Here is a 17,041-nt window from a genome sequence, read left to right on the forward strand (position 1 = left end):
CCGAAGGCCTGCTGCCGCTGCTCGAGCACTGCATCAAGACCCCGGGCGTGCACGTAATCGACTGCCCGGTCGATTACAGCGAGAACGACCGCATCCTCAACAGCGAGCTGCGTGAGCGCGCGCTGGCGGTGTAAGGCGTAACGGCTTTATTGACATCAACCCGGCCACCACAGATATCTCACGATCCTGTGGTGGCCGGTTGGTGCTAATTAACAACCTACTCACGCATCTCTTGATTGATCATTCTCATGTTCCCAACTCATTGAGAACACGAGACCATGACCATCGGCTCAACACACAACCATCCTGCTGATCTGGCTATCGAGCCATCCCTGTCCGTAAAGCCGTGGGCTGCGCGTTACCCTAACCCTCCTGATCTTTGCTTTGATTATCGCCGTCTACTCGAACAAGAGGGCGGAGTTGCATACGCCACTCAGCCGGATCACCGGATCTGTATTGTCGGTGCTGGTGTTTAGGAAATCACAAGCAGCCTGTAACCCCTTTTGAAATGGGGGCCATGCGCATGCCGTTCTTCAACAGGACTGGTGAGCCCCCAAAAGATGGGCGTTCGCTTATGGCCTATTACGCCAAGCTGTTCGAGATACGAATTTCCGATTTTCCAAATCCCGGGACACCTTGGGTGAATACCACTGGAATATATCTTCGTGACGGGCAATTAGCGGGTGACAGAGACCCTGCGCTGTTGATCTGGCGCAATCCCGAAGGAAAGACACCACCACCCACTGCGATGCTTCAGCAGGTCTATGATAAATGGCGCCATTTTGCGGAGCAGTTCGCCAAGCGTATTGCATGAAGAACTGGGCGACAAGTGCGTGAAGGAACTCGATCGGATCCTCCTTCGCTGCAGCAACGTGGCTGAACCCATATCGCCTTTTATCGATACCCGAAACATTCGCATACAGCGTTGGATGACTGATCGAAACGCGCTTGGCTGCGCAAAGTTGTATCGGGCTGGGACCTATTACGATGCAGTGAGCCTGATGAAGTACAACCGTGATCTGAGTGCCAGTTCAGGGTTGTATCTGGCTGGAGAGTCCTTCTCTGTTGACGCCGGCTGGACCGAGCCGTGTTTACGCACGGCGCTCGATGTGGTCATCAACCTGTGCAACAGAACATCGGCATCGTTCAATGGTGGCTTTACCCTGAACCACTACCCACATTATCAAGCTGGGAAATAGCTGCATCCGGGAGTTTTTGTGGGGAATTTCCTACTGGAACACTTCTCTTGTCCTTCGATCCCATAGGAACTCCCCGACTGTCACTCCCTTGCCCAACCCCGCTTTACTGGCGCCCTTCCAAAACAACCATAAAAGGAAGCCGTCATGTCTGAACACTGCACGCCCGTCAGCCCCGTACGTATCGCTGTCATCCAGTACGACCCTCAGGTCGGGCTGGAGCATTGCGATGGCAACCTGAGCAAGGGCCTGGCATTGGCCCGGTGCGCGGCGCGTGAAGGCGCCAACCTGATCGTGCTACCCGAGCTGGCCAACACCGGCTACACCTTCCACACCCGTGCAGAGGCCTATGCCCACGCCGAAACGCTGGAGGAGGGGCGCAGCCTGAAAGCCTGGGCGGATTTCGCCAAGGAGTACCAGGTATATCTGGCTGCGGGTTTTGCCGAACGCGAGGGACTGAAACTTTTCGACAGTGCCGTTCTGTTCGGTCCGCAGGGCTTGCTCGGGCATTACCGCAAGGCCCATCTGTGGAACCAGGAAAAGCTCTGGTTCACCCCTGGCGACCTGGGCTTCCCTGTGTTCGAGACACCGATCGGCCGTATCGGCCTGATGATCTGCTGGGATATCTGGTTCCCGGAAGTGCCGCGGCTGATGGCTGCGCAAGGCGCCGACATCATCTGCAGCCTGAACAACTGGGTATGGACGCCACCACCACTGTTCGATGAATCAGGGCGCTGCATGGCGTCCTACCTGACCATGACGGCGGCACACGCCAACAACGTTTACATCGCTGCCGCCAATCGCATAGGTAGCGAGCGGGGCGGTCGCTTCCTGGGCTGTTCACTGATTGCCGGTACCAATGGCTGGCCCATTGGCGAGGTGGCCAGTGCAGAGGAGGAGGGCATTCTCTACGCCGATGTCGACCTCAGCAGCGCCCGCTCGGCACCGATCTGGAACAGCCTCAACGACTTGCCGCGAGACAGGCGCACCGACCTTTACGATGCGACGCTTGGCTATCGCCTTCATGCACCTATGCCCCGCTGAGGAGTTGCACATGAAAACGCTACTCTTCCCCAACCGGCAGCGTTTGTCGGTGTTGATCCTTGCCTGCCTGCTGGTGCTGCTGGCAGCCAGCCTCGTACAGGGCCAATGGCCGGACTACACGCAACTGGCCGCGACGCTCGATCAGCCGTTAAGCCGCCTGCGCTGGATAGTTGGTGATATCAGCGAAGTGGCCTTCTACAAGCATGAGTTGCCCGCCCTGGGCTTGCTATTGGGAGCTTGCCTGGCGCACTGGGCCCATGTGCATGGGTATCGCTGGCACGGCTTTGCCATCTGCTACGGCAGCGGATTATGGCCGTGGGTATTAACCAGTTCGCTGCTGGGCTTGTTGCTCAGTCACGCGTTGTGGGGATGGACCTTGGCCAGTGGCACCTGGCAACCAACCTTCGTTGCTTTCGTATCGTTGCCAGCAGCCATGGTGCTGTTGTTTGGTGCGGGTTGGCAGGTGACCATCAGCGGCGCACTGCTGGGAGCGCTGTTGGTAACGCCAGCCAGCCTGTTCATGGTCAATTACCTGTGCTACCCCCTGCAGTTGCCGGTGGTAGTCGGCAACGTAAGCGGCATGGCGCTGGCAAGCGTGGTGGCGTTCATGCTGTGCTGGCGCTTTCCATCATGGGTACGGCCCAGCCAACCGCCCGCCGCACCTGAGCCCGTTGCGGCCCAACCCGATTACGGTGTGGCCTGGACCTTGCGGCGTGTACTGGCCGATTTCAGCGAAGCGCCATTCTTTGGCAATGAACTGGCCAGCCTCGGGCTGCTGTTGGGGGTGTTCCTGGCATACATGCTGGCCCCCGCTGCGCCAGTCTACGGCTCGCTGCTGCTGATACCGCTGGTTACCGGGCAGGCGCTGGCATCACTGGTGGGAGTCGTGCTCTGGCGTCGCCAATGGCAGGCGCGAGGCTGGTACCCCACTTACATTCCCATCGTCTCTATCGTACCTGCCGCTGTGCTCACCCACGGTGGAGGCTGGCAAGTGGTCGTAGCCAGTTCAGTGCTGGGCGCGCTGGTAGCGCCACCGTTGGCGGTGGCCATCAGTCAGCGCTTGCCGGCCTGCATGCATGGTTACATCGGCAATGTAGTGTCGATGGCCATCAGCACACTGGCGATCGTTCCACTGGTCGGGCTGCTTGCTGGAGGTGGCGTATGAAAGCGCATGCAAACCTGCCCAGGTTGTCGATCGCCAGCCTGGGAGGGACGGTGAGCATGCGGGCAAGTGCAAGCGAATGCGGGGTGATGCCCAAGCTTGACTGCGCTGAGCAACTGGCCGAGTTGCCACAACTGCGTGAGATGGCCCAGCTTGAAGCTGCCACTCTGGGTCTGCTCCCCAGTGCCTCGCTGGGTTTTGCGGCGATGCTCGAGGTGCTGGCCTGGGCCCGGGGCGAGGTGGCTCGCGGAGCACACGCGGTGATACTGACCCAAGGTACCGACAGCCTCGAGGAAACGGCGTATTTCCTCGATCTGCTCTGGCCGTTCGATGCGCCATTGGTAATGACCGGTGCCATGCGCGCGGCCAGCCAGCCGGGCAACGACGGCCCGGCCAACCTGCTGGCTGCGGCGCAGGTTGCACTGGCGCCGGGCAGCCGTGGGCGCGGCGTTTTGGTGCTGATGAATGATCAGGTTCACTGTGCTGCAAGGGTTCGCAAGACGGCAAGCCTTGCAATGGCTGCATTTGAATCACCCGGGTACGGAGCGCTGGGTGATGTTGTGGAAGGTACCGTGGTGTATCGTCAGCCGCCTGGCCCACGGGAGGTGCTGCCGTTACCGCATCGCACCGAGCATCGGGTTGCAATGCTGGAAGCGTGCCTGGACGCAGATACGGCGTTGTTGAAGGCTACAGCGACACTGGGCTACGAGGGGCTGGTCATCGCCGGTTTTGGTGCAGGCCACGTTTCCGGTAGCTGGTCCGAAGTGCTTGGTCATCTCACGCCCACATTGCCGGTGATTGTTGCTACCCGCACAGGCAGTGGCCCAACAGCCACGGCCTCTTACGGATTTGCCGGTGCCGAGATCGATCTGCAGAGCAAGGGGGTACACATGGCGGGGCAGTTGTGTCCGCGCAAGTGTCGCATTCTGTTATGGCTGTTGATCGGTATCGGCAGGCAGAAGCAGCTGCATGGCTGGTTGCAACGTTAAGCAATCTGCCCGCAAAGCTGTAAGCGCGGGCAGCCCTTCGGGCGTTGCTGTGCTAGGGTGCACACACTTTTGCTTCCCAGGATGTTCACCCATGCTCCCCGCACTCAGCGAAAAAGAACTCGACCGCCTCGAAGACCTGCTGATCACCTACGGCAATGACTACTCGGTACTCAACCTGGCCGAGCTCAATGGCTTTTTCACTGCACTGGCCAGCTCACCGACCACTGTCACCCCGGAACAGTGGCTGCCCGCGGTGGCTGGTGGCAAGGTGCCGAAATTCAAGAAGCCGGCACATGAAGAGGCGTATACGGCATTGATGCTGCGCTATGCCAGCCAGGTGGCGGAGGAGTTGGGCGACGATGTCGACCACTTTGAGCCGCTGTTCGAAGAAAGCGAAGGCGAAGAGGGCAGTGTGATCATCATGGAGGAGTGGTGCTTTGGCTACATGCGCGGCACTCAGGTCGCTGGCTGGGCCGAGCTGCCGCCAGAGCAGGACCAACTGCTCAAGGCCATTTCGCTGCATGGGCTGGAGGACAACTTCGAGCTGCTGGACCAGATGAGCGAAGCGGACATCCAGGCTTGTGTGCCACAGGTGATCGAGGCTGCGCGTGGGTTGTTCCGGTATTTCAACAAGCTGCACTGATCTTGTACCTGCCTTTGTAGGAGCGGCCTTGTGTCGCGATAGGGCCGCTCCTACACAGGGGATACGCGGATCTGGATATCTCCATTGTTTCGCCCCGCGAAATTATGGTTTCCCCGCCACACGGATTCTGCTGCCAGCCGAACCGGTGCAGCATGTGCTCCACCAGCCCACCCCGGTGCTGACCAGGAGCCAAGCCCATGTCGAACCCGATCAAGCTTTACAACTTCCCCAAGTCCGGCCACGCCCATCGCATCGAGCTGATGCTTTCGCTGCTGAACCTGCCCACCGAGCTGGTGTTCGTCGACCTGGCCAAAGGCGCGCACAAGCAGCCGGACTTTCTGGCCCTCAACCCGTTTGGCCAGGTCCCGGTCATCGACGACAACGGCACGGTGGTCGCCGACTCCAACGCCATTCTGGTGTACCTGGCCAAGAAGTACGACAACGGCACCTGGCTCCCCGAGGAACCCGCTGCCGCCGCCCGCGTCCAGCGCTGGCTGTCGGTCGCTGCCGGCCCGTTGGCCTTCGGCCCTGCTGCCGCGCGTCTGGTCACGGTGTTCGGTGCCTCGTTCAACACCGACGAAGTGATTACCCGCGCCCATACCCTGCTCAAGGTGATCGACGCCGAGCTGGCCAACACGCCCTTCCTGGCCGGTAGCACACCCACCATCGCCGATATCGCCAACTACTCCTACATCGCCCACGCACCGGAGGGCAATGTGTCGCTGGAGCCCTATGCCAACGTGCGCAGCTGGCTGGCGCGGATCGAGGCGCTGCCGGGCTTCGTGCCCATGCCACGCACCGTGATCGGCCTGCAGACCAGCGCCTGACATCCCGCCACTGCGAGGAACGCCGCCATGCAACAGAACCCGGACCACCACTCCTCGCCCTGGCATGCGGGGGAGAAGACCCTGCAGGAAAAAGCCGGTGTCGCGGAGCGCATGGAGGCGTTCGGGCAGAAGGTCATTCGTGACTACATGCCCGACCAGCATCGTGTTTTCTATCACCAGTTGCCGTTCATGGTCGCCGCCAGCGTGGACGCACTGGGGCGGCCCTGGGCAACGCTGTTGGAAGGGCCGGAAGGTTTCGTCAGCTCGCTGGACCCGCGCCAGCTGACGATCGACACTCAACTGCCAGCAGACGATCCCGCCACCCCGGGGCTGGCTGCCGGGCAGGCGGTCGGCCTGCTGGGTATCGAACTGCACACCCGCCGGCGCAACCGCCTCAACGGCCAGATCCACCAGGCCGGCGACGGGCAACTGCAGGTGACTGTGGAGCAGTCGTTCGGCAACTGCCCGCAGTACATCCAGCTGCGTGACTACACCCGTGTCGCGGAACCCGCCCAAGGGCGTGTCGATGCGACGACACTCGATGCCTCGGCTGTCAGCATGATCCAGGCAGCCGACACCTTCTTTGTCGCCAGCTATGTCGAGCATGGCGACGGCCAGCGCTCGGTGGATGTCTCCCACCGTGGCGGGCGGCCCGGGTTCGTCAAGGTCGAAGGCAACCGCCTGACCATTCCCGACTACGCTGGCAACCTGCACTTCAACACCCTGGGCAACCTGCTGGTGAACCCGCAAGCAGGGTTGCTGTTCATCGATTTCAGCAACGGCAACGTGTTGCAGCTATACGGGCATGCCGAGTTGCTGCTGGACAGCCCCGCCATCCAGGCGTTCGAAGGTGCCGAGCGCTTGTGGACGCTGGAGGTCGAGCAGGTGGTGTGGCGCCCGGCTGCCGTTTCCCTGCGTTGGGCTTTCAAGGAGTACGCGCCGACCAGCCTGATGACCGGCACCTGGGCCGAGGCCGACATACGCCTGCAGCAACGCCAGCGGCAGCGCCAATGGCAGGCCTGGCGTGTGCTGCGGGTGGAGCAGGAAAGCCGTGATATCCGCTCGTTCTACCTTGAGCCTCCTGCTGGCAGTGCGATGGCCTTTGCGCCGGGGCAGCATGTTCCGGTGCAAGTCCAGCTCGACGGTGAGGTGGCGCTGATCCGCACCTACAGCCTGTCCAGCGCGCCTTCCGACGGTTACCTGCGCATCAGCGTCAAAGCCCAGGGCCCGGCCTCGCGGCACCTGCATGAGCGCGTCGTGGCAGGCGATATGCTGAACGTGCGCCCGCCAATGGGCAGCTTCACGCTGGACCAGCAGAGCACACGGCCGCTGGTGCTGATTGGCGCGGGTGTGGGTATCACGCCGTTACTGGCCATGCTGCGCGAGCAGCTGAGCAAGGGGCAGGCACGGCGCATTCATCTGTTCCATGGGGCGCGCAGCCTGGCCGATCTGCCGTTCCGTGAGGAGCTGGCAAGCTTGCGGCAACAGGCCGGCGGCCTGCTGCACGTGCACCGCGCCCTGAGCCAGCCGGAAGCGCATGCGCTGGCGGGGCGTGATTACGAGTTTGCCGGTCGGCTGGGTATCGAGCAGGTCAAGGCCACGCTGGCGCTGGACGACTACGATTTCTATCTGTGCGGCCCGGGCAGTTTTACCCAGGACCTGTATGAAGGGCTGCGCGGGGTGCATGTGCCGGATGCGCGGATCCATGCCGAAGCCTTTGGCCCGTCGACGCTCCGGCGGCACACCGACGATGACCAGCCCACCCTGCAACAGCCACCCGCTGCCAGCGAGCCGGTGCCGGTGTACTTTGCGGCTTCAGCCAAGGAGGCGCGCTGGGCGCCGGGTGGCGGGACGCTGCTGGAGCTGGCCGAGGCTCGCGGATTGTCGCCGGAGTTCAGTTGCCGAGGTGGGTCGTGTGGTACCTGCAAGACCCGCTTGGTCAGTGGTCAGGTACATTACCCGAATCCGCCGGCCGAGCTGCCGGAGGCGGGGTCGGTGCTGATCTGTTGTGCCGTGCCGGCCCGGCCGGAGGAGGGCGCGCAGGCGTTGGTGCTGGATCTGTAAGGTAGCTTGTCCCGGACCTTTCGCGGGCTCGCCCGCTCCCACAGGTACTTCACTTCCCTCAGGGATGGTGAATAACCTGTGGGAGCGGGCAAGCCCGCGAAAAGGCCGGCACAGGCAACACAAAACGCTCGGATGAAAGATAATCCCCGCACCTCATGGACCCCAGGAGCCCGCATGGACCAGATCCACCTGATGAAGGTGTTCGTCGCCGTAGGCGAGCTGGAAAGCTTCGCCGCTGCTGCCCGCCGCCTGGACATCTCTCCAGCCGCGGTCACCCGTGCCGTCAGCGCCCTGGAGGATCAGCTGGGGGTCAAGCTGCTGCTGCGCACCACCCGTAGCGTACGCCTGACCGAAGCCGGGGGCCGCTACCTGGAAGACACCCGGCATATCCTCGCCAGCATCCACGAGGCCAACGAAGCCGCCGCCGGCATCAACGCCACACCCAAGGGTGACCTGGCCGTCACTGCACCCATCCTGTTCGGCAAGAAGTTCGTCATGCCGTGCATCGTCCACTACCTGCAGCAGTACCCCGAGGTTGACGTTTCTGCCTACTTCCTTGACCGCATCGTCAACATGGTCGAGGAGGGCATGGACGTGGCCGTTCGTATCGGCCCATTGCCCGACTCCGGGCTCAAAGCACTGCGGGTGGGCAGGGTCCGGCGCATGCTGTGCGCCTCTCCCGAGTACCTGGCGCGCCACGGCGTGCCGAAGCACCCGTCCGACCTGGCGGAGCATGCGGTGATCGGCACCACCAACCTGTCGCCGCGAGCCGGCTGGCGTTTCGGAGTAACCGATGAGCCGACGCTGGTGCGCATGAAGCCTCGCTTGACGGTGACCAGCAATGACGGCGCCATCGCTGCGGCCAGCGGCGGGTTGGGCATTGCCCGCCTGCTGTCGTATCAAGTTGCGGATGAATTGGCCAGTGGGCAGCTGCAGGTGATCCTTGCCGATTATGAAGAGGCGCCTTGGCCAATCCATATACTGCACCGGGAGAGCAAGTACGGTTCGGCCAAGGTCCGCGCCTTCATTGACATGCTGGCACAGGAACTGAGGGCTCGGCAGCTGGACTGATTCAACCGAGCAGGGTGAATGTAAAGCAACCTGGGCACTGCTGTTCCAGCCACTCCTTGGCCCGTTCGCTCAGGAAGTACCCACGATAGACATCCCCTTTGAAGAAATCGGCTTGCTCGTCGGCCTTGAGCACCTTGAGATACTGGCCGAGGTCGGCAGGGTCATGCTGCGGGTCCTTGAGCAGGTTGAGCTTGCCCACCACGAATGCCTGCCAGTACTCCGGCATACGCGCGGCAAGCTCAGGGTCATGCGGCAGGGAGTCGATGATCGAGCTCGGCCCGCCTTCTAGATCGAGGTAATCGGTAATGGGCTTGCTGGTGTCCCAGTGCAGCCAGTCGATGCGCACGATATGCGTCTTTTCCAGGTGCTCGTAACGCCCGATCCCCTTCAGGCCGCTTTTTTCCAGGGCTTCCTTGACCGGTTGGGTGAGCACCAGCGAACCCGAACGTATGTAGGCGGCCGGGGTGTACGGGCCGGCCCGCTCGATGCTGTCTACATCGGTATCTTCGTCCCAGGCGATCATGCCCTGGACCATTGTTGCGCCCCAGTCTCCCCAAGGCGTTGGCAGGTTGTCGAAATGGTAAATGTTCACATCAGGACCTGATCTTGATCGGCCATTCAGGTGTACTGAACGAAAAAGAACCCGGCTTCGTCGCCTTCCTTGCCACGGCGTGCCTGCATGTCCACGAACAGGTAGCCGTTACCTTCGCCGAACAGCCCTGCATGCTGCGGGCTGGCTTCGGCCACGTCGGCGTCCACCAGCTGCATCATGAACATGTAGCGCGGTGGTTCATAGATCGGGTCTTGCAGCCAGCAGGGCCGGCCGCTGGGTTTGCTCAGGCCGATCCCGCTGTCCTGGTCCTCATGCTCCTCGTCATGCTCCTCGTCGGTCATTTCTTCGAAATCGATGAACGCTCGCTCCAGCAGCAAGGGCGGGTTGCTGGACTCCAGTGGCTGGCTGGCGAGCTCATGCAGGATGACCCGGGCAAAGCCACTGCTGATGACGTTCTGCAGCTCCGACTGCTGATTGACCGTATAGCGGCGCTGGAGCGGGCGGCTGAAGCCACCGTCTCGCTGTTGCTCGACGGCAAGGAAAACCGTGATAGCCATGCCTGGCGGGACGAACCGGGCTGGTTGGAACTGTTCGGTCAGGGTCAGGATGGGCGTCAGCAGCCCACCGGTTTGCGGGTTGGCTGGCCACAAGGAGAGGTCCTTGAGCAAAGGCGCACCGCCGATCTGGCCGAAGCCGCGATCTTGTTGGGACAACACGATTTTCTTCATGGCTAGTAACACCCTTTGCTTTTTGCGAACGACTTGGCGTAACGCCGGGCCGTTCTGAGTTGTTGGATTGTGACATCTCCCTGGCTGACCAGCGATTGGTAGATAGCCTTGGACATCAAACGGATCTCAAGCTTACCGCTCTTGAGCATCTGGTTAGGCTTGAGGCCCATTGCCTTGCGCAACCGGTTCTCTGCGGCATGCACTTGGTCATGGTGCTTAGGCGTCAGGGCAATCGAAGGGTTGCCACGCATCCTGCGGTTTTTCGGTGCAATACCGGTGTCCTGCAAGAACTTGTTACGCAGAATCTCATGAGCTTCAAGGCCATCGCCCCGGTGCGCCTTGGCACCATAGCCCGCGGTCTCGCCTTCCTTCAACAGACCCCATGGGTCGATCCAGGTAAACGGGTTGGGCGCATACTCGTAGAGGTTCAAACCACCGGCCAAACCGATCGGGTCTGGCTGGGTAAAACGGCCTATATCCGGGTCGTAGAAGCGGAACAGGTTGTAGTGCAGGCCGATTTCGCGGTCCAGATACTGGCCCTGAAAGCGCAGGTTCTGTTCTTCCGGCAGGCGGGGGGCGCGCTGTTCATCCCAACTTGCGCCCCAGGTCAGGTAGCGCGCCGACCACACGACCTCGCCGGTGTCATCGGTCAACTGCTCCGGCAGGCCGTTGATGTCATTGTGGTAATGCAGCACTTGCTGGTGAGCGCCCAGGCCATCCACCCGGGCCAGCGGTTCGTGGCCATCGTCTTCATACAGGTACAACGCCTGCCGGCCATTGTGCTGCTCACCTAGCAGGCGCAGGCCACTCCAGTTGAAGCGGGTGCGGCCGACCACCTGGCCGTCGAGCGTCGATTCGATCTTCTCCGTGCGCCGGCCCATCGGGTCGTAGCGCATGTCGATGATGCGCTCCCGCCCGGCTTGCAGGTTGCGTACCTGGACCAGCCGGTGCTCGGCGTCATAGCGAAAAAGCTGCGTGCCGCGTCGGCGGCTGCGCTTTTCCACCAGGCGACCGAAGCCATCGTAGCGATAGCGCTTGTCCTCGAAGGTGAGCACACGGTTGTGCCGGACCAGCCCGGCACTGGCCGCCACCGGGTCGAGCAGGTTGCCAGCCGGGTCGTAGCGGAACGCTTCGCGCTGGCCGGTCGGGCTGTCCTGACGGCCCAGGACATAGCCGCAGCCATCGTGCTGAAAAGCCTGTAAATACCCGTTGCCCGGGTGTTGCACCTCGCGTACGGCCAGTTGGTCGGCTGCGTCGAACTGATAACGCTGCTGGTCTGGCGCCGGCAGCCGGCTGGGTTGTGCTGTCGGGCGGCGGAGCAAGGTGCGCAGGCGCCCGCCACGGTCGTATTGGCGTTGGATCGCCAGGTTGCCCTGCAGTCGCAGTGTTTCCCGGTGAACACGGTCACGCTCGAAATCGCACACCACCTTGCCATCGAGGTTGACCTGGTGCAGGTGCCCGCTGCCGTAGTACAGGCGGTTGATCCAGCGGCCGTCGGGCACCCGCGTGCGGGTGACATTGCCGAGCGGGTCGTACTGGTACTGCACGCTGCCCTGCGCGCTGTGTTCTTCGAGCAACTGGCCCAGTGCATCGAAAGCGAAGCCCAGTTCCTCGACCTGGCCATCCACAGTGGTACGACGTATCGCAACCACGTTGTCCAGTGGGTCGTTGCAGTAGTCGGTGCGTCCCTCATCGGTATGACGGGTCAGCAGGCGACGGCCTGCGTCATACGCCATGCGGTGAATGATGGGCGCCTCCTCGCTGCCTGGCGCAGGTAGGAAGGTGACCTGTACAAGGTTGTCCAGCGGGTCGTACTGGTAGCGCCTCAGGCCACCGTCCAGATCGCGCTCGGCAATCAGCCGGTCGCCTGCATCCCATTCGAAACCGTAGGCCTCGCCATTTTCGTTGTACAGCGCGAGCAGGCGCCCATAGTCGTCATGGTGGTAGCGTACCTGCCGGCCGAGCGCATCAATGCGCAGCTCCAGCTGGCCACGGCGGTTACGCCGGTATTGGGTAACGTGACCTGCCGTGTCGATGTGCTGGGCCAACAGGCCGCTGGCATCGAGGGCAAACGCTTCGCTGCGGCCATCGGGCAAGGTCACGCTGCGCAAGCGACCTTTGTCGTCATGCTGGTAGTCGGTGCGCTCGCCCTGGGCGTCGGTAATCGATTGCAGGTGGCCCAAGGGGTCGTAGGCGAGGCGGGTCAGGTAGCCGGAGCAGTCCCGCTGTTCGACCACCAGGCCCCGTTCGTTCCAGCGCAGGTGACGGCTGGAACCGTTGGCATCGACGATTTCGACTGGGTTGCCCTGGCTGTCATGGCGATAGCGGGTGTGCTGGCCCAACGGGTCGGTCTGGCGCGTGCAATTGCCGCGTTGGTCATAGGTGAAGGTCCAACGCTGCCCTGCCGAGTCTGTCTGGCAGCGAGGCAGCGACCAATGCTCAAGCCACTCGGTCGACTCGCTACGCCCCAGCGGGTCGACGGTCTCGGCAAGGTTGCCCGACTCATCGTAGAAGAACTGCCAGCGTCCATCCATGGGGTCGCTGGCCGCAAGCAACTGGCGCTCGTCATTCCATTCGAAGCGCCAGGTCCGCTCAAGGGCATCGGTATAGGTGGTGATCTGGTACTGCTGGTTCCAGTGGCGCACGGCAATGCGCCCCAGACTGTCGGTCACCCGGGTGATGCCTGCGGTCACGTCGTATTCGAAGGCGTAGGTGTCGCCACCGTTGGTCCAATGCCGCACCACCCGCCAACCGTCCTCGTGCTGCGCCCATTCGTAGAAACAGCACAGGCCGCCGCCGGTACGGTGTTCGATCATGCGTCGGGCGGCGTCATAGGCGAAACTGCGCAACGGCTGGCCTGTGCCATCCAACACCTGCGCGAGGTCGCCATTGGCGTCATGGCCATAGCTGGCCAGGCGTTGCGATTCGCCGCTCGCCGCGTGGAAGTCGATGTGGCTCACCCGTTGCGGCCATTGTTCGCTGTAGCCCAGGCTGACACGCACCTGGTCGAAGGTGTCGCGCAACTGGCAAAGGCGGCCCTGGTTGTCGTAGTCCAGATAGATCCGGTTGTCGTTGCGATCACCGATCTGGCTCAGGCGCAGTCGATCGGGGCGCCCCGGGGTCGGCTGGAACAGCCGATACTCGCCTTCGCGGCTTTCGGTCAGCAGTTCGCCGTTGTGCGCCCGGCGTACGCTCAGCCCTTCACCGACGCTGAACACCGCATCACCCAAGGTAATGATGCCCATGTCCACCCGGCGTGCCTGCTCGTCGATCAGCACCAGGTGATCGTCTGCACCAACCTGTACCGAAACTTCGTAGGGCACGCTCCAGCCCGCGCCGAACAGGCCGTCGACCCGCTCGTCATGGCTGTTGTAGAAGCGTTGCCAGGCGATTGGCAGGGTTGCCTGCACGGTGAAGTCGAGGTCTTCATCGCCACACAGGACCTTGCCGCCGGTAGCCGCATGTACCGGGTTGGGCGAACCGGCCATGGCCTGGGTCAGGGCGCCGGTCACCTGGCCGGTAACGACGCTGCTCACGCCGCCCACCAACATGCAGCCGAACTTGCTGTAGAACTTGCCGCCACGCCCGCGCAGCAGCATCAATGCGGTCACTGCCAGGCCGATGCCCGGCGTCTTGCCGCTGCGAATCTCGCGCACCACGATCGGCTCGCCGCCGATGCGCACGTTGTTCGACACCAGGCCGCCATCGACGATCACCGCTTCGCAGGTGCTGCGGTCACCGCTGCGGCAGGCCGGGTGGCCATTGATCAGCACCTTGCTGGACCCCTCGGCCAGGTACTGCGGTGGCATCGGCGGGTGCTTGCTGCAAAGTACCTTGTCGTCCGGTGCCGGCAAGGTATTGGCGGCGGGCGTGGCCACGGTCGGCCGCCACATTTGCGAGAAAAAGCCCTTGGCCATGTCGAGGAAGGTTTCTTCCTTCGCCTCGCCAGCCTCGGCCCCGGCCTGCGCCAACGGTGCCGGCGGGCCGGTGACGACGCCGGCAGCACGTGCCGCGCGCTTGCCGTTGGTGCGAGTGTTCGACGAGCCACTGATGATGTTGGCCTGCACCGACGGCGGGAACAGGAAATTGCCGATGCCCTCGCATAATCGGCTAAGGCCTGTATCGGCGCCGGTCTTGGCCATGACCACACCGACCACCAGGCCGACCACCGCGCCCAGCACGAAGCAGCCCAGGCCGCCGGTGGCCACGGTCAGGCCGAATGCCGCCGCCACTGCGGCAGTGGCCAGGGCGCCGATGGCCACCGTGGCGGCGATTTCCAGCACACCCCCGACGATGTCGGCCAGCATCGAGGTGTGCATCAGCGCGTCGCCTTCGCGGGCGGCCCACAGTGCGTCGGACATGGTGCGCGATCAGCCCAGGCTGTCGAAGTCGAGCGACTGCTTGATGCTTGCCCAGTGCGCCGCTTCGGCCGCGCCCAGCGGGCTGGCCTTGACGTAGCTCAGGGCAAACATCTTGCGCGTGCCAGGCAGCACCAGGGCCAGCTGGTACTGATAGACCTTCTCCTGGCCCTTGCTGAACTGGCTGGTCAGCTCGATGGCGGCGATCGCCTGCCCGGCGCCTACCTGCACCGCCTGGGCGGGCTGCATGCGCAGGTCCTTGACCTGCTGCTGCAGGCGCTGCAACTGGCCATCGAAATTGCTCTGCAAGGTCTCGCCTTCGGCCAGCAGGCTGCGGCTGATGATCAGCGAGGTGGCCAGTGCCTCGAAACGCAGGATGTTGATACTGCTGTCCTGCACGGCGGCATCGGGCAGGGCCAGGCGGAATTCGTTGACGCGATAACTCATGACAGGTCTCGTTACTGGTCGGAGCCGGAGAAGATCGCCTTCACCGAGTCGTCGATGGTCTTTTTCACACCCTGGTTGTCGGGCGCGGTCTGCGCACCACTGCCGACGTTCAAGTCGAGGGTGCCGTCGGTATTGATCTCGCCGTTCTGCCTGGCATGGAAGCTGAACTGCTCGCAGCTGATATTGATCTGGCCGCTGGCGTTGAGCTCGATCACGCTCTTGCCGCACACCAGGCGCAGGTTTTCTCCCACTTCGATCAGGTAGCTGGTGCTGACGCTATCGGTCTTGCTGGCGCCGACCAGCAACATGTCGTCACGGCGCACGGCGCGGATGCGGTCCTGGCCGATGGTGATGGTTTCCAGCATGCCCACCGTCTGGGTACGGTTGATGCCGACCGCCAGCGTCTCGCTCTGCTCGACCACGGTGTCCATGTTGCGCTCGGCATGCACGTAGATCTGCTCGGCGCCCTTTTTGTCTTCCATGCGGATTTCATTGAAATTGGCCGGGCTGCCGCCTTTGCTCGAGCGGCTCTTCATGCCGCTTTGCGTAGCATTGGCGGGCAAGTCGTAGGGCACGCTCTGTTCGGCGTTGTAGACGCGGCCAGTGATGATGGGCCGGTCGGGGTCGCCTTCGAGGAAGCTGACGATCACCTCCTGGCCGATGCGCGGGATCTGCATCGAGCCCCAGTTCTTGCCGGCCCAGGCCTGCGATACGCGGATCCAGCAGGAGCTGTTCTCGTTGGACTGGTCGTGGCGGTCCCAGTGGAAGTGCACCTTCACCCGGCCATATTGGTCGGTCCAGATTTCCTCGCCAGCGGGCCCGACCACCACGGCGGTTTGCGGGCCCTTGACGATCGGCCGCACGGTGCTGCCCTGCGGGCGGAAGCTCTGCTGTGCGTCGATGCAGCTGAGGTTGCTTTCGAATTGCGCTGCGCTGCTGCCGGTGCCGCTTTCCAGGCGCTCCTGATGCACGTAGTAGCGTGCGCCGACGATCAGGTACTCGCGGTTCTGGTCCTGGCGGGTGAACCCGCTGAGGCTGAACAGGTGGCCACTGCCCAGGCCGCGGGCGTTGCCGCGCAGCTCGACCCGCTCGTGCAGGCTCTGCAGCGACTCCAGGCGAGTACGCGCGTAGTGTTCGCCATCCTGGCTCTGCTGGTAGGCGCCGGGGTAGTCGTACAGTGGGTAGTCACCGGCCTGGTGCGGGCGTGGCATGGCCGAGCGCACGTCGATGCGCGCGCTGGGGCGCTGGAAGTCGTAGTCGTTGAGCTCCAGGGAACCGGGCTGGACTTCCTGTGCCAGGTGCCAGTCGTTGATGTGGTCACGCTCGCGGTGCTGCCCGTCCGGCGGGTAGAAGGGCACGCTTTCGTAGCCAGGCACCTGCGGGTGCGCGCCATAGGCGTCGGCCAGCACCAGCACGTGGCGCTGCGCTTCGTGGCGGAAGAAGTAGTAGATGCCTTCCTCTTCCATCAACCGGCTGACGAAGTCGAAGCTGGTCTCGCGGTACTGCACGCAGTATTCGCGTTCGCGGTAGCTGCGGCTCAGGGCATCCTCGAAGTCGGAAAAGCCCAGGTCGCGAAACACCTGCTTGATGATCTGTGGCGCGCTCAGGTGCTGGAAGATACGGCAGTCGCTGGTGCGGGTCAGCAGCCACAGCCACGGGCGCAGGGTGACCCGGTAGCTGGCGAACTGGCCCTGGTCCACCGACTGGCTGCAGCGGGCGACGATGCCATGGAAGTAACGTGACGTGCCGAGGCCCTGCTGCACGCTCAGGCTCATCGGCTTGCCCAGCAGGGCATTGAGGTCGATGGCCGGGTCGTCGCTGGTCAGCTGCAGCTCATAGTCGAACAGGCGGCCGAGCTCGTCGCTGCCACCCATTTCGGCCAGGATCAGCTTGTCCGGCCCCAACGGGCTGTTGATCTGCGCCAGGCGCGTGAACTGCGTGAACAGCATGGTCCGTCCT

The 17,041-nt window shown here is 62.9% G+C and carries 12 protein-coding genes and 1 pseudogene; 8 read left to right on the forward strand and 5 right to left on the reverse strand.

The features are described from left to right. Positions 1-278 precede the first annotated feature (278 nt). The 8 genes and pseudogenes from B2790_RS25080 to B2790_RS19270 all read left to right on the forward strand — a co-directional run bounded on the left by B2790_RS25080 (position 279) and on the right by B2790_RS19270 (position 8,996). Positions 279-1,199: pseudogene (locus B2790_RS25080) on the forward strand (FAD-dependent oxidoreductase). Positions 1,200-1,343: 144 nt separating this feature from the next. Continuing rightward, positions 1,344-2,240, forward strand: coding sequence for a nitrilase family protein (locus B2790_RS19240; protein WP_286919514.1), 897 nt, complete (start codon positions 1,344-1,346; stop codon positions 2,238-2,240). A 10-nt stretch (positions 2,241-2,250) separates the two neighbouring features. Next, positions 2,251-3,405, forward strand: a complete 1,155-nt coding sequence (locus B2790_RS19245; protein ID WP_286919515.1) for a hypothetical protein — start codon at positions 2,251-2,253, stop codon at positions 3,403-3,405. Beyond that, a complete protein-coding gene (locus tag B2790_RS19250) occupies positions 3,402-4,391 on the forward strand; it encodes an asparaginase (RefSeq protein ID WP_286919516.1) in 990 nt (329 codons plus the stop codon). Before B2790_RS19245 ends, B2790_RS19250 begins: the two co-directional genes overlap by 4 nt. 91 nt (positions 4,392-4,482) lie before the next feature. Next, complete coding sequence (locus B2790_RS19255) at positions 4,483-5,034, forward strand: UPF0149 family protein (protein ID WP_137164690.1); 552 nt, start codon at positions 4,483-4,485, stop codon at positions 5,032-5,034. A gap of 197 nt (positions 5,035-5,231) precedes the next feature. After that, the gene (locus tag B2790_RS19260) at positions 5,232-5,861 is read left to right on the forward strand and encodes a glutathione S-transferase family protein (RefSeq protein ID WP_075046104.1); all 630 of its coding nucleotides are present in this window, start codon (positions 5,232-5,234) and stop codon (positions 5,859-5,861) included. A 27-nt stretch (positions 5,862-5,888) separates the two neighbouring features. Further along, entirely contained in the window at positions 5,889-7,925 is a 2,037-nt protein-coding gene (locus B2790_RS19265; protein ID WP_286919518.1) for a pyridoxamine 5'-phosphate oxidase family protein, read from the forward strand. A 174-nt stretch (positions 7,926-8,099) separates the two neighbouring features. Further along, positions 8,100-8,996, forward strand: coding sequence for a LysR family transcriptional regulator (locus B2790_RS19270; RefSeq protein ID WP_286100398.1), 897 nt, complete (start codon positions 8,100-8,102; stop codon positions 8,994-8,996). A gap of 1 nt (position 8,997) precedes the next feature. Here the strand turns inward: B2790_RS19270 and B2790_RS19275 are convergent, their stop codons facing one another. From B2790_RS19275 to B2790_RS19295, 5 genes are read right to left on the reverse strand one after another with little or no spacing between them, the layout of a single operon-like run. Continuing rightward, positions 8,998-9,588: a hypothetical protein gene (locus tag B2790_RS19275; protein WP_286919519.1), complete on the reverse strand. Its 591-nt coding sequence runs from the start codon at positions 9,586-9,588 to the stop codon at positions 8,998-9,000. Between the two features lie 26 nt (positions 9,589-9,614). Continuing rightward, complete coding sequence (locus tag B2790_RS19280) at positions 9,615-10,265, reverse strand: hypothetical protein (protein ID WP_286919548.1); 651 nt, start codon at positions 10,263-10,265, stop codon at positions 9,615-9,617. 14 nt (positions 10,266-10,279) lie between these two features. Next, on the reverse strand, positions 10,280-14,638 hold the full coding sequence (locus B2790_RS19285; RefSeq protein ID WP_286919520.1) for an RHS repeat-associated core domain-containing protein: 4,359 nt from the start codon (positions 14,636-14,638) through the stop codon (positions 10,280-10,282). Between the two features lie 9 nt (positions 14,639-14,647). Continuing rightward, positions 14,648-15,082: a DcrB-related protein gene (locus tag B2790_RS19290; protein ID WP_085692535.1), complete on the reverse strand. Its 435-nt coding sequence runs from the start codon at positions 15,080-15,082 to the stop codon at positions 14,648-14,650. Between the two features lie 11 nt (positions 15,083-15,093). Beyond that, complete coding sequence (locus B2790_RS19295; RefSeq protein WP_085665227.1) at positions 15,094-17,031, reverse strand: type VI secretion system tip protein VgrG; 1,938 nt, start codon at positions 17,029-17,031, stop codon at positions 15,094-15,096. Between the last annotated feature and the right edge of the window lie 10 nt (positions 17,032-17,041).

The sequence above is a fragment of the Pseudomonas sp. UBA6753 genome (assembly GCF_002453565.1).
Lineage (GTDB): Bacteria > Pseudomonadota > Gammaproteobacteria > Pseudomonadales > Pseudomonadaceae > Aquipseudomonas > Aquipseudomonas putida_Z.

Coding starts and splice junctions, on each gene's coding strand:
- B2790_RS19240 (WP_286919514.1), top strand. CDS start 1,344: ATGTCTGAACACTGCACGCCCGTCAGCCCCGTACGTATCGCTGTCATC.
- B2790_RS19245 (WP_286919515.1), top strand. CDS start 2,251: ATGAAAACGCTACTCTTCCCCAACCGGCAGCGTTTGTCGGTGTTGATC.
- B2790_RS19250 (WP_286919516.1), top strand. CDS start 3,402: ATGAAAGCGCATGCAAACCTGCCCAGGTTGTCGATCGCCAGCCTGGGA.
- B2790_RS19255 (WP_137164690.1), top strand. CDS start 4,483: ATGCTCCCCGCACTCAGCGAAAAAGAACTCGACCGCCTCGAAGACCTG.
- B2790_RS19260 (WP_075046104.1), top strand. CDS start 5,232: ATGTCGAACCCGATCAAGCTTTACAACTTCCCCAAGTCCGGCCACGCC.
- B2790_RS19265 (WP_286919518.1), top strand. CDS start 5,889: ATGCAACAGAACCCGGACCACCACTCCTCGCCCTGGCATGCGGGGGAG.
- B2790_RS19270 (WP_286100398.1), top strand. CDS start 8,100: ATGGACCAGATCCACCTGATGAAGGTGTTCGTCGCCGTAGGCGAGCTG.
- B2790_RS19285 (WP_286919520.1), bottom strand. CDS start 14,638: ATGTCCGACGCACTGTGGGCCGCCCGCGAAGGCGACGCGCTGATGCAC.
- B2790_RS19290 (WP_085692535.1), bottom strand. CDS start 15,082: ATGAGTTATCGCGTCAACGAATTCCGCCTGGCCCTGCCCGATGCCGCC.
- B2790_RS19295 (WP_085665227.1), bottom strand. CDS start 17,031: ATGCTGTTCACGCAGTTCACGCGCCTGGCGCAGATCAACAGCCCGTTG.